At 58.9% G+C, this 13,658-nt stretch carries 13 protein-coding genes; 11 read left to right on the top strand and 2 right to left on the bottom strand.

What is annotated here, in order from left to right:
* Nucleotides 1-5 precede the first annotated feature (5 nt).
* Nucleotides 6-2,441, top strand: a complete 2,436-nt coding sequence (gene gyrB / locus AC1DM5_RS11160) for a DNA topoisomerase (ATP-hydrolyzing) subunit B (RefSeq protein WP_477974990.1) — start codon at nt 6-8, stop codon at nt 2,439-2,441.
* 62 nt (nt 2,442-2,503) lie between these two features.
* Here gyrB and AC1DM5_RS11155 read toward each other — a convergent pair whose 3' ends face one another.
* On the bottom strand, nt 2,504-3,100 hold the full coding sequence (locus AC1DM5_RS11155; protein ID WP_477819867.1) for a nitroreductase family protein: 597 nt from the start codon (nt 3,098-3,100) through the stop codon (nt 2,504-2,506).
* A gap of 194 nt (nt 3,101-3,294) precedes the next feature.
* On the opposite strand from AC1DM5_RS11155, the gene AC1DM5_RS11150 reads away from it, so the two are divergent.
* The 10 genes from AC1DM5_RS11150 (at nt 3,295) to AC1DM5_RS11105 (ending at nt 13,229) form a co-directional block, all read left to right on the top strand.
* On the top strand, nt 3,295-4,248 hold the full coding sequence (locus AC1DM5_RS11150; RefSeq protein WP_477819866.1) for a glutathione S-transferase family protein: 954 nt from the start codon (nt 3,295-3,297) through the stop codon (nt 4,246-4,248).
* Nucleotides 4,249-4,340: 92 nt separating this feature from the next.
* Nucleotides 4,341-5,183: a fumarylacetoacetate hydrolase family protein gene (locus AC1DM5_RS11145; protein ID WP_037102235.1), complete on the top strand. Its 843-nt coding sequence runs from the start codon at nt 4,341-4,343 to the stop codon at nt 5,181-5,183.
* Between the two features lie 207 nt (nt 5,184-5,390).
* Complete coding sequence (locus tag AC1DM5_RS11140; protein ID WP_477819865.1) at nt 5,391-6,665, top strand: polyhydroxyalkanoate depolymerase; 1,275 nt, start codon at nt 5,391-5,393, stop codon at nt 6,663-6,665.
* A 144-nt stretch (nt 6,666-6,809) separates the two neighbouring features.
* Entirely contained in the window at nt 6,810-7,244 is a 435-nt protein-coding gene (locus AC1DM5_RS11135) for a DUF2852 domain-containing protein (RefSeq protein WP_477819864.1), read from the top strand.
* Between the two features lie 90 nt (nt 7,245-7,334).
* Nucleotides 7,335-8,093 carry a M48 family metallopeptidase gene (locus tag AC1DM5_RS11130; RefSeq protein ID WP_477819863.1) on the top strand — a complete coding sequence of 253 codons (759 nt, stop codon included), beginning with the start codon at nt 7,335-7,337 and terminating at the stop codon, nt 8,091-8,093.
* Nucleotides 8,094-8,166: 73 nt separating this feature from the next.
* A complete protein-coding gene (locus AC1DM5_RS11125) occupies nt 8,167-8,835 on the top strand; it encodes a phosphoribosylanthranilate isomerase (protein ID WP_477819862.1) in 669 nt (222 codons plus the stop codon).
* 2 nt (nt 8,836-8,837) lie between these two features.
* Nucleotides 8,838-10,058 carry a tryptophan synthase subunit beta gene (gene trpB / locus AC1DM5_RS11120; RefSeq protein WP_477819861.1) on the top strand — a complete coding sequence of 407 codons (1,221 nt, stop codon included), beginning with the start codon at nt 8,838-8,840 and terminating at the stop codon, nt 10,056-10,058.
* Nucleotides 10,059-10,064: 6 nt separating this feature from the next.
* A complete protein-coding gene (gene trpA, locus AC1DM5_RS11115) occupies nt 10,065-10,904 on the top strand; it encodes a tryptophan synthase subunit alpha (RefSeq protein WP_477819860.1) in 840 nt (279 codons plus the stop codon).
* 39 nt (nt 10,905-10,943) lie between these two features.
* On the top strand, nt 10,944-11,846 hold the full coding sequence (gene accD, locus AC1DM5_RS11110; RefSeq protein ID WP_477819859.1) for an acetyl-CoA carboxylase, carboxyltransferase subunit beta: 903 nt from the start codon (nt 10,944-10,946) through the stop codon (nt 11,844-11,846).
* A 30-nt stretch (nt 11,847-11,876) separates the two neighbouring features.
* A complete protein-coding gene (locus AC1DM5_RS11105) occupies nt 11,877-13,229 on the top strand; it encodes a bifunctional folylpolyglutamate synthase/dihydrofolate synthase (protein WP_477974988.1) in 1,353 nt (450 codons plus the stop codon).
* 47 nt (nt 13,230-13,276) lie between these two features.
* Here the strand turns inward: AC1DM5_RS11105 and trxA are convergent, their stop codons facing one another.
* Entirely contained in the window at nt 13,277-13,597 is a 321-nt protein-coding gene (gene trxA / locus AC1DM5_RS11100; RefSeq protein ID WP_007813761.1) for a thioredoxin, read from the bottom strand.
* Nucleotides 13,598-13,658 lie beyond the last annotated feature (61 nt).

Genomic DNA, 13,658 nt, shown 5'->3' with positions numbered 1-13,658 from the left:
ACAGAATGACCGATGCACCCGCGACGGAAAACGGCGTAAACACCGAATATGGCGCAGATTCCATCAAGGTCCTGAAGGGCCTTGATGCCGTGCGCAAGCGCCCGGGCATGTATATCGGCGACACCGATGATGGCTCCGGCCTTCATCACATGGTTTACGAAGTCGTCGACAACGCAATCGACGAAGCGCTGGCCGGCCATGCCGATATCGTGACCGTCGCGCTCAATCCCGATGGTTCGGTGACCGTGACGGATAACGGCCGCGGTATTCCGACGGATATCCATACTGGCGAAGGCGTTTCGGCGGCCGAGGTCATCATGACCCAGCTGCATGCCGGCGGTAAGTTCGACCAGAATTCCTATAAGGTTTCAGGTGGCCTGCATGGCGTCGGCGTTTCGGTCGTCAATGCGCTGTCCGTCTGGCTGAAGCTGAAGATCCGCCGCCAGGGCAAGATCCATGAGATGAGCTTCACCCATGGCGTCGCCGATGCCCCACTGAAGGTGACGGGCGAAGCGGCCAACGAGACCGGCACGGAAGTCAGCTTCATGCCGAGCACCGGAACCTTCACCATGACGGAGTTCGACTACGGCACACTTGAGCACCGTCTGCGCGAACTGGCCTTCCTCAACTCCGGCGTCCGCATCCTGCTGACGGACAAGCGCCATTCCGACATCAAGCAGGAAGAGATGATGTATGACGGCGGCCTCGAGGCCTTCGTCTCCTATCTCGATCGCGCCAAGAAGCCTCTTGTCGAAAAGCCGGTCGCGATCCGCGGCGAAAAGGATGGCATCACCGTCGAGGTGGCCATGTGGTGGAACGACAGCTACCACGAGAATGTGCTCTGCTTCACGAACAACATTCCCCAGCGCGACGGCGGCACGCATATGGCCGGTTTCCGCGCTGCGCTGACGCGTCAGATCACCTCCTATGCCGACACCTCGGGTATCACCAAGAGGGAAAAGGTGACGTTCACCGGTGACGATTGTCGCGAAGGCCTGACTGCCGTGCTCTCGGTCAAGGTACCGGATCCCAAGTTCTCGTCGCAGACCAAGGACAAGCTCGTTTCTTCGGAGGTCCGTCCTGTTGTCGAAAGCCTCGTCAATGAGGCCCTTGGCACCTGGCTCGAGGAACATCCCAGCGAAGCCAAGGTTCTCGTCGGCAAGGTTGTCGAAGCCGCTGCCGCACGCGAAGCGGCCCGCAAGGCGCGCGAACTAACGCGCCGTAAGGGTGCGCTCGATATCGCTTCGCTGCCCGGCAAGCTGGCTGACTGCTCCGAGCGCGATCCGGCCAAGTCCGAAGTTTTCCTCGTCGAGGGTGACTCGGCAGGCGGTTCGGCCAAGCAGGGGCGATCGCGCGAAAATCAGGCCATCTTGCCGCTACGCGGCAAGATCCTCAATGTCGAACGCGCTCGTTTCGACAAGATGCTGTCGAGCCAGGAAATCGGCACGCTGATTACCGCGCTCGGCACCGGCATCGGCAAGGACGAGTTCAACGTCGAAAAGCTGCGCTACCATAAGATCATCATCATGACGGATGCCGACGTCGACGGCGCCCATATCCGTACGCTGCTGCTCACCTTCTTCTTCCGCCAGATGCCGGAGTTGATCGAGCGCGGCCATCTCTATATCGCCCAGCCGCCGCTCTATAAGGTCTCGCGTGGCAAGTCGGTGCAGTACGTCAAGAATGAAAAGGCGCTGGAAGACTATTTGATTGCCCAGGGTCTGGACGATGCGGCGCTCAAGCTCGCCAGCGGCGAAGTTCGCGTCGGACAGGACTTGAACGAGGTCATTCACGATGCCCTACGCCTGCGCGCACTGCTCGACAATCTGCATTCGCGCTACAATCGTGCGGTCGTCGAACAGGCGGCCATAGCCGGTGCGTTGAATGCCGAACTGGTCAGCAATGCCGAACGCGCTGAGGAACTGGCGATCGAAGTCGCCAGGCGGCTTGATATCATCGCCGAAGAAACCGAGCGCGGCTGGGAGGGCAGCGTCACCAGCGAGGGCGGCATTCGTCTGGAGCGCATGGTCCGCGGCGTCAAGGAGGTCATCGTGCTCGATATGGCGCTGATCGGCTCCCAGGATGCCCGTTTTATCGACCAGCTCACGCCGCGGATGAAGGAAATCTATCAGACGCCGCCGGCGCTGAGCCGACGGGATGGCGATGTCGAAATTTCCGGTCCACGCGCCCTTCTCGATGCAGTTTTCGCAAGCGGCCGCAAGGGCCTGACGATGCAGCGCTATAAGGGTCTCGGCGAAATGAACGCCGAACAGCTCTGGGAAACGACGCTCGATCCGAACGTTCGCTCGCTGCTGCAGGTCAAGGTCAACGATGCGACCGATGCCGACGGCCTCTTTGCCCGCCTGATGGGCGATGAAGTCGAGCCGCGGCGCGAATTCATCCAGGACAATGCGCTGAGCGTCGCAAACCTCGATATCTGACCAAAAATCAGTCGCGAAAAAGCCCCGCAGCCATCTGGCTTGCGGGGCTTTTTATTTTCTGATCAATCGTTGCCGATAAAATGGCCGTTGAAGGCGACCTCCGAGAGCGGCTTGCGCTGACTCGGGAATTCGCGCTCGCGGTTGCGCTCGGAAAGGATGCTCTTGTCGGCGATGCGGCCGACGGCAATGCCGGCCTCGACGCGGTAACCATCGGGGACTTCAAGCTTTTCCTTGATCTCGTCATGCTTGATGCCGCCCATGCCATGGGCATAGAAGCCGGAAATGCCGGCCTGCATGGCAAGATGGCCCCAGGCTGTGCCGGCATCGAAAGAGTGCGTATAGCTCGATCGTCCCTCGCTGCGGGCGCCGTTGAAGCTGCGTGAGACCACGAAGATCAGCGCTGAAGCGTTCTTCGCCCATTCTTGATTGAATTCGTTGAGCAGGCTCACAAATTCTTCCCAGTGCGCGGAGCCTTTTAAGGCGTAGAGGAACCGCCAGGGCTGCATATTTGCGGAGGACGGCGCCCAGTGTGCGGCGTCGAGAAGCGTCAGAAGCTGGGCTTCTTCGATGGTCTCGCCGGTAAAGGCGCGGGGCGACCAACGGTCGAGAAACATCGGATCGATTGGATATTCGGATTCGCGGCTATTGGCTTTCGTCATGCTAGCTTCCGGAAGTTGGCGATGGACGGGGGATTCCATTGCGGAGATCACTTAAGTGATATTTCCGTGATCGCTTGCTTGGCAAGCAAAGTTTGGTCACAGCCAGTGCACAATCTGTTTCCAGAAACTGGCCTTACACGCGCGAGGAACTCCCGGTAAAGCACCGTCAAATCCGATCGATCAGGAGATGCGGCATGCTGGTGAATGGGAAATGGACCGAGGACTGGCAGCCGGTCCAGGCGAAGGATGAGAAGGGTGGTTTCGTCCGCCAGATATCGAGCTTTCGCAACTGGGTGACACCTGACGGCAGCGCAGGTCCGACCGGCGAGGGTCATTTTGCCGCGGAAGCCGGACGTTATCATCTTTACGTCGCCTATATCTGCCCCTGGGCTTCGCGCACGCTGATCGGCCGCAAGCTGAAGGGACTTGAGAACATCATCTCGGTTTCGATCGTCGAACCGGCGCTCAGCAAACAGGGCTGGCGTTTTGGCGATTATCCCGGCGCGACTTCGGATGAACTGAACGGCGTCACCTACATGCACGAGATCTACACAAAAGCGGATCCCCATTTTACCGGGCGAGCAACGGTCCCCGTTCTATGGGACAAAAAGCGTGCAACAATCGTCAACAACGAATCCTCCGACATTCTGCGCATGCTGAACAGCGGCTTTGGCGATCTTGCCCGCGGCGGTCTCGATCTTTATCCGGCCGCTCGACGCGGTGAAATCGATGCCTTCAACGAGCGTATCTATTCGTCCTTGAACAATGGCGTTTATCGCACCGGATTCGCAACGACGCAGGTTGCCTATGAAGAGGCCTTTGCCGAAGTTTTCGCTTGCCTCGACTGGATTGAACCGCAGCTTGAAGGACGCAGTTTCCTCTTTGCCGACCATCCGACGGAGGCCGATATCCGTCTATTCGTCACGCTGGCGCGGTTTGATGTCGCCTATCACGGTCTCTTCAAATGCAATCTGCGGCGTCTCTCCGACTATGTTAACCTCAAGTCCTTCTGCCGGCGGATGCTGGATTGGCCCAGCATTGCCGAGACCGTGAATTTCGATCACATCAAGCGCGGCTATTATTCGATCGACAGCCTCAACCCCACGCGTATCGTTCCGGTTGGTCCATCACTGGCGGAAATTTTCTAAGCGGGCGTACCGCTTCCGTGGCAAGTCATAATGACACCGATGAATAATTCGTTCATAGGTGGCGCATCTACTTTCCATTGAGGAGGACATTCATGAAGCTGATGCGCGTTGGAGAAGCGGGCCGCGAAAAGCCGGCCCTGCTCGATGCCGATGGCAAGATCCGTGATCTTTCCGCTCACGTGGCCGATATCGGCGGCGAGGCGATCACGCCGGCAGGTCTAGCGAAAATCGCGGCCCTTGACCCGAAGAGCCTGCCGGAACTGGCGCCCGGCCGCATCGGCGCCTGTGTTGCTGGCACCGGCAAATTTATCTGCATCGGCCTGAACTACTCCGACCATGCGGCCGAAACCGGTGCAACCGTGCCGCCCGAACCTGTTATTTTCATGAAGGCGACTTCGGCAATCGTTGGTCCCAACGACAATGTGCTGATCCCGCGCGGTTCTGAAAAGACCGACTGGGAAGTCGAACTTGGCGTGGTTATCGGCAAAACCGCGAAATATGTGAGCGAGGCCGAAGCGCTGGATTACGTTGCTGGTTACTGCGTTTCCGACGACGTCTCAGAGCGCGCCTTCCAGACCGAGCGCTCGGGCCAGTGGACCAAGGGTAAATCCTGCGACACCTTCGGACCGATCGGCCCCTGGCTTGTCACCAAAGACGAAGTTGCCGATCCGCAGAACCTCGGCATGTGGCTCAAGGTCAACGGCCAGACGATGCAGAACGGTTCCACGAAAACCATGGTTTATGGCGTGGCTTTCGTCGTGTCCTATCTCAGCCAGTTCATGTCCCTGCATCCGGGCGACGTTATCTCGACGGGTACGCCTCCGGGTGTCGGTATGGGCATGAAGCCGCCGCGTTACCTGAAGGACGGCGACGTCGTCGAACTCGGTATCGAAGGTCTCGGCACCCAGAAGCAGCTCTTCGTAGCAGACCGTTAACGACTTTTCTTGCTGAAAAGCTTAAACTTTGTGCGCCAAGATAATGCCGGAGATCAATTTTCCGGCATTTTTCTTTCAAACTGTAATGTTATGTTGCTGTGCAGCAAAAACCTGTTAGCCTACGTTGATGTGCCAGCGTTAACGGAAAGAGTCCGGTGCCCTTCAATTGGCGTCGTCTTTGCCGGATAGAGAAAGGTGGCGCCCTCCATGTTCTACCAGCTTTATGAATTGAACCATGCAGCGTTGGCTCCTTTCCGCGCTGCAGCAGATATCATGCGTTTTGCCTATTCCAATCCGCTGAACCCCTTCTCACAGACCCCGCTGGGGCGCACCATTTCGGCCAGTCTCGAAATGTTCGAGCGCACGACGCGCCGTTACGGCAAGCCGGAATTCGGGCTCAATGAGACCGTCATCGACGGCAAGAAGGTTTCCGTGCGCGAGGAAGTCGTCTGGGCGCGCTCCTTCTGCAATCTCCTGCATTTCTCTCGCGATGTTCCGGCTGGCCACAGCGGCGACCCGCGCATCCTCATCGTCGCGCCGATGTCCGGCCACTATGCGACGCTGCTGCGTGGCACCGTCGGGGCCCTTCTGCCCAGCGCCGATATCTACATCACGGACTGGATCGATGCGCGCATGGTGCCGATGACCGAAGGCACCTTCGACCTTTCCGATTATATCGACTACGTCATCGAGATGCTGCATTTCCTCGGCCATGACACCCATGTCGTCGCGGTCTGTCAGCCCTCCGTGCCGGTGCTGGCCGCTGCCGCGATCATGGAAGAGGCCAAGGATCCGCTCGCCCCGTCGTCCATGACGCTGATGGGCGGTCCGATCGATACCCGCATTAATCCGACAGCCGTCAACAATCTTGCCAAGGAACGGCCGCTCGAATGGTTTGCCGATAATGTCGTCATGAACGTGCCCTGGCCGCAACCGGGCTTCATGCGATCTGTCTATCCGGGCTTCCTGCAGCTTTCCGGCTTCATGTCGATGAACCTCGACCGGCACCTGATCGCCCACAAAGAATTCTTCATGCATCTGGTGAAGAACGACGGCGAACCGGAAAAGCACCGCGATTTCTACGACGAATATCTCGCCGTCATGGACCTTACCGCGGAATTTTATCTGCAGACCGTCGAGCAGGTCTTCATGAAGCATGCGCTGCCGAAAGGCGAGTTGATGCATCGCGGCAAGCGCGTTGATCCCTCGGCCATCCGCAACGTGGCCTTGCTGACCGTAGAAGGCGAGAACGACGATATCTCCGGTGTCGGCCAGACGCATGCAGCGCAGACCATCTGCGTAAACATCCCTGAGCACATGCGCATGCATTACCTGCAGCCGGATGTCGGCCACTATGGCGTCTTCAACGGTTCCCGCTTTCGCCGCGAGATCGCGCCCCGCATCGTCAGCTTCACGCGCCAGCATTCCCGCGCCAAGAAGCCACCGGTCCAGCGCGTCATCAAGGGCGGCAAATCGGCCTGAGTTAGAAAACGCTGATTTAATGCCATCGATTCAAGATCTTGTTCGATTTAACCTGAAATCGTCTTGAAGGCCGGTTCCGCGGTAACCATCTGTTTTTTCAGCACTCGGCATCCTGTCGGGTGCTGAACGCGAGGATACCGCACGATGAACCAGTCAGCATTGCTTCGCCCGGATTGGACTCCGGCTACCGTTGCCTTGATGATCCTCGGCTTCATGGTTTTCTGGCCTCTGGGGCTGGCCATGCTTGCCTATATCATCTTCGGCGAGCGGCTGCGTGGCTTCAAGCGTGACGTCAACCAGGCAACGGATGGCTTCTTTGCAGGCTGCCGCCGTTCGCACGGCCGTCACCGCCCGCATTTCTCGACGGGCAACGTCGCTTTCGACGATTGGCGCAAGGCCGAGCTCGATCGCATGGAGGAAGAGCGCCGCAAGCTCGATGAAATGCGTGAGGAATTCGATTCCTACCTGCGCGAGCTTCGCCGCGCCAAGGACCAGGAAGAATTCGACCGCTTCATGCGCGAACGCAAGAACAGCAGACGCGACGACAATGGTCCGGTCGCCGAATACCAGACGCCATAAGGCATGATCATAAAGAATCTACGGCCGGCATCGGAGACGATGCCGGTTTTTCTTTGCCCGGATTTCCCCCGAATCGTATAGAAAACCCCTATGTTTCCGCTTCCGAAGATCCGCCGTACGACGAAAAAACCGTCGCCGCCCGAAAAGCGGACGCTGGATGTCGCCGGCCGTCTGATGCCCTTGACGATCAAGCAGCATGATCGGGCAACCCGGATCACGCTCCGTATCGAGCCGGGCGGCCGTGCATTGAAGATGACGGTGCCGAAGGGGCTTGCCGCCCGCGAAGTCAACGCCTTCCTTGATCGGCATCAGGGCTGGCTGCTGACCAAACTCGCGAAATTCTCGACAGATACGGGCCTGCGCGACGGCGGCGAAATTCTCTTTCGCGGTGTCAGACATCGCATCGAGCACACGGGCAGCCTGCGTGGGCTGACTGAGGCTGTCGTGATGGAAGGCAAACCGGTACTTCGCGTCAGCGGCATGTCGGAACATATCGGCCGGCGCATCGCGACCTTCCTCAAGAAGGAGGCGCGCAGCGATCTTGAGAGATTATCGCGCCTGCATGCCGGTTCCATCAAGGCGCCGATCCGCTCCATTTCGATGAAGGATACCCGCAGCCGCTGGGGTTCCTGCTCCTCGGAAGGAAATCTGAGCTTCTCCTGGCGCATCGTCATGGCGCCGCCTTCGGTGATTGATTATCTCGCCGCCCATGAGGTCGCGCATCTGAAGGAAATGAACCACGGTCCACACTTCTGGGCGCTCTGCAAGAAGCTCTGCCCGCACATGGAAGAGGCGAAGTCCTGGCTGAAGCGTCACGGCAGTCAGTTGCACGCTATAGAGTTCGATTAAGCGGCCTGCCTTAAATGCGGCCAGCATTGCAAATTGGCTCGACTCTGAGCCCATTTCATGTCACTTCGCTGCCATGAGACCAGATATCAAGATCTGTGGTTTGAAGACGCCTGAAGCGATCGAGCGCGCATTGAAGCGCGGTGCGACGCATATTGGCTTTAATTTTTTCGAAAAGAGCCCGCGATATGTCGAGCCTGACATGGCAGGCAAGCTCGCCGAGCCGGCGCGCGGCAAGACGAAGATCGTCGCCGTCGTGGTTGATCCGAGCAATGACGATCTCGATGAAATCGTTGCGCTTTTGCGTCCCGATATGCTGCAGCTCCACGGCAGCGAAAGCCCGGAGCGCGTGCTGACCATCAAGGCAGTGTACGGCATCCCTGTTATCAAGGCATTGCCTGTTCGTACCGCCGATGACCTGAAAAGGGTCGAGGCCTATATCGGCATCGCCGACCGTTTCCTCTTCGACGCCAAGCCGCCGAAAGGCTCTGAACTGCCTGGTGGTAACGGCGTTTCCTTTGATTGGAGCCTGCTCACCTGGCTTGACGACAGTGTCGACTACATGCTTTCCGGTGGGCTTAACAAGGCCAATGTCGGGCAAGCGCTTGCAATCACCAGGGCACCGGGTGTCGATACCGCCTCGGGTGTCGAGAGTGCACCGGGTGTGAAGAGCGTAGCCATGATCGATGAGTTTTTCGATGCGGTCGAAGAGGCATGTTTGCCTGAAACGACCTCAGGGAGTTAAAAGTGAACCAGACGCCTAAACCGAATTCCTTCCGTTCCGGTCCGGATGAAGATGGACGCTTCGGCATTTACGGGGGCCGCTTCGTGGCCGAAACCCTGATGCCTCTGATCCTCGAGTTGCAGGACGAGTGGGAAAAGGCGAAGAAGGACCCGGAATTCCAGGCGGAACTGAAGCATCTCGGTACCCACTATATCGGCCGTCCGAGCCCGCTTTATTACGCCGAGCGCCTGACCCAGCATCTCGGCGGCGCCAAGATCTATTTCAAGCGTGAAGAGCTGAACCATACCGGCTCGCACAAGATCAACAATTGCATCGGCCAGATCCTGCTCGCCAAGCGCATGGGCAAGACGCGCATTATCGCTGAAACCGGCGCCGGTCAGCATGGCGTTGCTTCCGCCACCGTCGCGGCCCGCTTCGGCTTCCCCTGCGTCGTCTACATGGGCGCGACCGACGTCGAACGTCAGGCGCCGAATGTTTTCCGCATGAAGTTGCTGGGTGCCGAAGTAAAGCCGGTCACTGCCGGTAGCGGCACGCTGAAGGACGCCATGAACGAGGCGCTGCGTGACTGGGTCACCAACGTCGATGACACCTATTACCTGATTGGCACGGCCGCCGGCCCGCATCCCTATCCGGAAATGGTGCGCGATTTCCAGGCCGTCATCGGCACGGAAGCCAAGCAGCAGATGCTTGAGGCCGAAGGTCGCCTGCCGGATCTCGTCATCGCAGCTGTCGGCGGCGGTTCGAACGCGATCGGCATCTTCCATCCCTTCCTGGATGACGAGAGCGTGAAGATCGTCGGCGTCGAAGCTGGCGGCAAGGGCCTACAGGGCGACGAGCATTGTGCCTCGATCACCGCCGGTTCGCCGGGCGTGCTGCACGGCAACCGCACCTATCTGCTGCAGGACAATGACGGGCAGATCAAGGAAGGCCATTCGATTTCGGCCGGCCTCGATTATCCCGGCATCGGCCCGGAACATTCGTGGCTGAACGATATCGGCCGCGCCGAATACGTGCCGATCATGGACCATGAGGCGCTCGAAGCCTTCCAGACGCTGACGCGCCTCGAAGGCATCATCCCGGCGCTCGAGCCTTCGCATGCGCTTGCCGAAGTCATCAAGCGCGCGCCCAAGATGGGCAAGGACGAGATCATCCTGATGAACCTCTCCGGCCGCGGCGACAAGGACATCTTCACCGTCGGCAAGATCCTGGGAATGGGTGAGTAAAAAGACATGACCGCACGTATGGATAAACGCTTCGCCGATCTGAAGGCGGAAGGCCGCCCGGCGCTCGTAACCTATTTCATGGGCGGCGATCCCGACTATGAGACCTCGCTAGGCATCATGAAGGCGCTGCCGGAAGCCGGCTCCGACGTCATCGAACTCGGCATGCCCTTTTCCGATCCGATGGCCGATGGCCCGGCGATCCAGTTGGCCGGCCAGCGCGCCCTGAAGGGCGGTCAAACGCTGAAGAAGACGCTGCAGCTCGCGGCCGACTTCCGCAAGACCAACGACACGACGCCGATCGTCATGATGGGCTACTACAACCCGATCTATATCTACGGCGTCGAGAAGTTTCTCGATGATGCGCTGGCATCCGGCATCGACGGGTTGATCATCGTCGACCTGCCGCCGGAAATGGATGACGAGCTCTGCATCCCGGCGCTGAAGAAGGGCATCAATTTCATTCGTCTGGCAACGCCGACGACGGACGAGAAGCGCCTGCCGACCGTGCTGAAGAACACGTCTGGCTTTGTCTATTATGTTTCCATGAACGGCATCACCGGTTCGGTTTTGCCGGATCCGTCGCTGATTTCGGGTGCGGTCAAGCGCATCAAGGACCATACCGATCTGCCCGTTTGCGTCGGCTTCGGCGTCAAGACGGCGGAGCACGCAAAGGTCATCGGTGCTTCGGCCGATGGTGTGGTTGTCGGTACTGCAATCGTCAATCAGGTAGCCAACACCCTGACGGCGGAGGGAAAGGCGACAGCCGACACGGTTCAGGCCGTTGCGACACTCGTTCGCGGTCTTTCCACAGGAACGCGTTCGGCGCGCCTTGTTGCTGCCGAATAGTTTCCCCACATTGGCACTAGTCAATCAGGAGTATTCGAGTTGAACTGGATCACTAACTACGTTCGCCCGCGGATCAATTCCATGCTGGGCCGTCGCGAAGTGCCGGAGAACCTCTGGATCAAGTGCCCGGAAACGGGCGAGATGGTCTTTCACAAGGACCTCGAAAGCAACAAGTGGGTCATTCCCGCTTCCGGCTACCACATGAAGATGCCGGCAAAGGCGCGCCTTATCGACCTGTTCGACAACGGCGAATATGAAGCCTTGCCGCAGCCCAAGGTCGCCCAGGATCCGCTGAAGTTCCGCGATTCCAAGAAGTATAGCGACCGTCTGCGCGACAGCCGCCTCAAGACCGAGCAGGAAGATACGATCCTCGCCGGTCTCGGCAGCGTGAAGGGCCTGAGGCTCGTCGCGGTCGTTCATGAATTCAACTTCATCGGCGGTTCGCTCGGCATGGCTGCCGGCGAAGCGATCGTCAAAGCCTTCGAACGCGCGATTGCGGAGAAGTGCCCGCTCGTCATGTTCCCGGCCTCGGGCGGCGCGCGCATGCAGGAAGGCATTCTATCCTTGATGCAGCTGCCGCGCACGACGGTGGCCGTCGACATGCTCAAGGAAGCAGGCCAGCCCTACATCGTGGTTCTGACAAACCCGACCACCGGCGGCGTAACGGCCTCTTACGCCATGCTTGGCGATATTCATCTGGCCGAACCGGGCGCCGAAATCGGCTTTGCCGGCAAGCGCGTCATCGAACAGACGCTGCGTGAAAAGCTCCCCGAGGGCTTCCAGACCTCGGAATATCTTCTGGAACATGGTGTGGTCGACATGGTCGTCAAGCGTCATGATATTCCGGAGACGCTGGCGCGTCTGTTGAAAATCCTGACCAAGAAGCCGGCTACGGCAGCAAATGATGCCAATGGGGTGATTGCTCTGGCGGCGAGCGCCTGAGCAGCAGATCTCACAGAATAGGGCGGGCCGATGACAGACAGAGGCCAGATCGCAGTGAGTGAGGCGGCGCAGGAGATCGAAAAGCTCATGGGATTGCATCCCAAGGGCTACGATTTGTCATTGGATCGCATCAAGCGCCTTCTGGAGGCGCTTGGCAATCCGGAGCGGAACCTTCCCCCCGTCATCCATATCGCCGGCACCAACGGCAAAGGCTCGACGTCGGCTTTCTGCCGCGCGCTTCTGGAAGCGGGCGGCTACAGTGTCCATGTCCATACCTCTCCGCATCTCGTAAACTGGCATGAACGTTACCGTCTGGGTGTTCCAAGTGGGCGTGGTCAACTGGTTGATGATGCAGTTTTCGCAGAAGCTTTGCGACGCGTGGCGAAGGCCAATGGCGGGGAGAAGATCACCGTCTTTGAAATACTGACGGCCGTCACTTTCATTCTTTTCTCTGAACATCCAGCCGATGCCGCAATCATCGAGGTCGGTCTCGGCGGTCGTTTCGACGCGACGAACGTCATCGAGGATCCCGCCGTTTCGGTCATCATGCCGATTTCACTCGATCATCAACCCTATCTCGGCGACCGGGTGGAGCTGATCGCTGCGGAAAAGGCCGGCATCATGAAACGCGGCCATTCCGTCGTCATTGGCCATCAGGAGTATGACGCAGCCCTTGACGTGCTGATGTCGACGGCCGAGCGGTTGCACTGCCCGAGCGCCGTTTTCGGCCAGGACTTCATCGCGCACGAGGAATATGGCCGGCTGATCTATCAGGATGATTTCGGCCTCGCGGATCTGCCTTTGCCGCGCCTTCCTGGTCGCCATCAATATGCCAATGCCGCAGCCGCCATCAGGGCTGTCAAGGCTGCAGGCTTTACCGTCGCCGAGTCGATGATGGAAAAGGCAATGGAAACGGTGGAGTGGCCCGGCCGCCTGCAGAAATTGACGGAAGGCAGGCTTCTGAGCCACGCGCCGGCACGGTCGGAAATCTGGGTCGATGGCGGCCACAATCCCGGTGCCGGTGAGGTGATTGCTGAAGCCATGGCGAATTTCGAAGAACGCCAGTCCCGTCCGCTGTTCCTGATATCGGGCATGATCAACACCAAGGACCCGGTCGGCTATTTCAAGGCCTTCGCGGACCTGGCAGAGAAGATCTATTGCGTGCCGATCCGTGGCAGCGAAGCAATGGTCGATCCGGTGATTCTGGCCCACGCCGCCTATGATGCCGGTCTCGTGGCCGAGCCGATGTCATCAGTCATCGACGCCCTGGACGCCATCGCTTCGACTGTTGACCCGGAGGCGCCGCCGCCGCGTATCCTCATAGGCGGCTCTCTTTATCTCGTGGGCGACGTGCTGGCGGAAAACGGCACACCCCCTAAATGAAAAAGCCCGGCAAGTGCCGGGCTTTTTGCATCGAACTATCGATATCATCAGGCTGCGCTGGAAATCCAGTTGGAAAGCGCCGTCTTCGGCTTTGCGCCGATCGAGATATCGGCAACTTCGCCGCCCTTGAAGATCGCGAGCGTCGGGATCGAGCGAACGCCGAACTGGGCGGCCAGTTCCGGGTTTTCATCGATGTTGAGCTTGGCGACCTTGACCTTGCCGGCCAGTTCCGTCGCGATTTCTTCGAGGCTCGGAGCAATCATTTTGCACGGACCGCACCATTCAGCCCAGAAATCGACGACGACGGGTTCTGCGGACTCCAGAACTTCCGACTGGAAGTTGTTGATATCGACCTTAACGGTAGCCATAGGCTGCTCCTTTACCGGAATTTGCTGTTGCGTAACATGTGAGGGTGCGGTGCCGGAATTT

Source organism: Rhizobium sp. 01T437 (assembly GCF_056398505.1).
This window is presented reverse-complemented; position numbering and strand designations above follow the sequence as displayed.

Bases quoted from the DNA above. Each gene is read 5' to 3' on its own strand.
- AC1DM5_RS11105 (WP_477974988.1), top strand. From the start codon at position 11,877: ATGACAGACAGAGGCCAGATCGCAGTGAGTGAGGCGGCGCAGGAGATC.
- AC1DM5_RS11140 (WP_477819865.1), top strand. From the start codon at position 5,391: ATGTTCTACCAGCTTTATGAATTGAACCATGCAGCGTTGGCTCCTTTC.
- AC1DM5_RS11150 (WP_477819866.1), top strand. From the start codon at position 3,295: ATGCTGGTGAATGGGAAATGGACCGAGGACTGGCAGCCGGTCCAGGCG.
- AC1DM5_RS11145 (WP_037102235.1), top strand. From the start codon at position 4,341: ATGAAGCTGATGCGCGTTGGAGAAGCGGGCCGCGAAAAGCCGGCCCTG.
- trxA (WP_007813761.1), bottom strand. From the start codon at position 13,597: ATGGCTACCGTTAAGGTCGATATCAACAACTTCCAGTCGGAAGTTCTG.
- gyrB (WP_477974990.1), top strand. From the start codon at position 6: ATGACCGATGCACCCGCGACGGAAAACGGCGTAAACACCGAATATGGC.
- AC1DM5_RS11130 (WP_477819863.1), top strand. From the start codon at position 7,335: ATGTTTCCGCTTCCGAAGATCCGCCGTACGACGAAAAAACCGTCGCCG.
- AC1DM5_RS11125 (WP_477819862.1), top strand. From the start codon at position 8,167: ATGAGACCAGATATCAAGATCTGTGGTTTGAAGACGCCTGAAGCGATC.
- trpA (WP_477819860.1), top strand. From the start codon at position 10,065: ATGACCGCACGTATGGATAAACGCTTCGCCGATCTGAAGGCGGAAGGC.
- AC1DM5_RS11135 (WP_477819864.1), top strand. From the start codon at position 6,810: ATGAACCAGTCAGCATTGCTTCGCCCGGATTGGACTCCGGCTACCGTT.
- AC1DM5_RS11155 (WP_477819867.1), bottom strand. From the start codon at position 3,100: ATGACGAAAGCCAATAGCCGCGAATCCGAATATCCAATCGATCCGATG.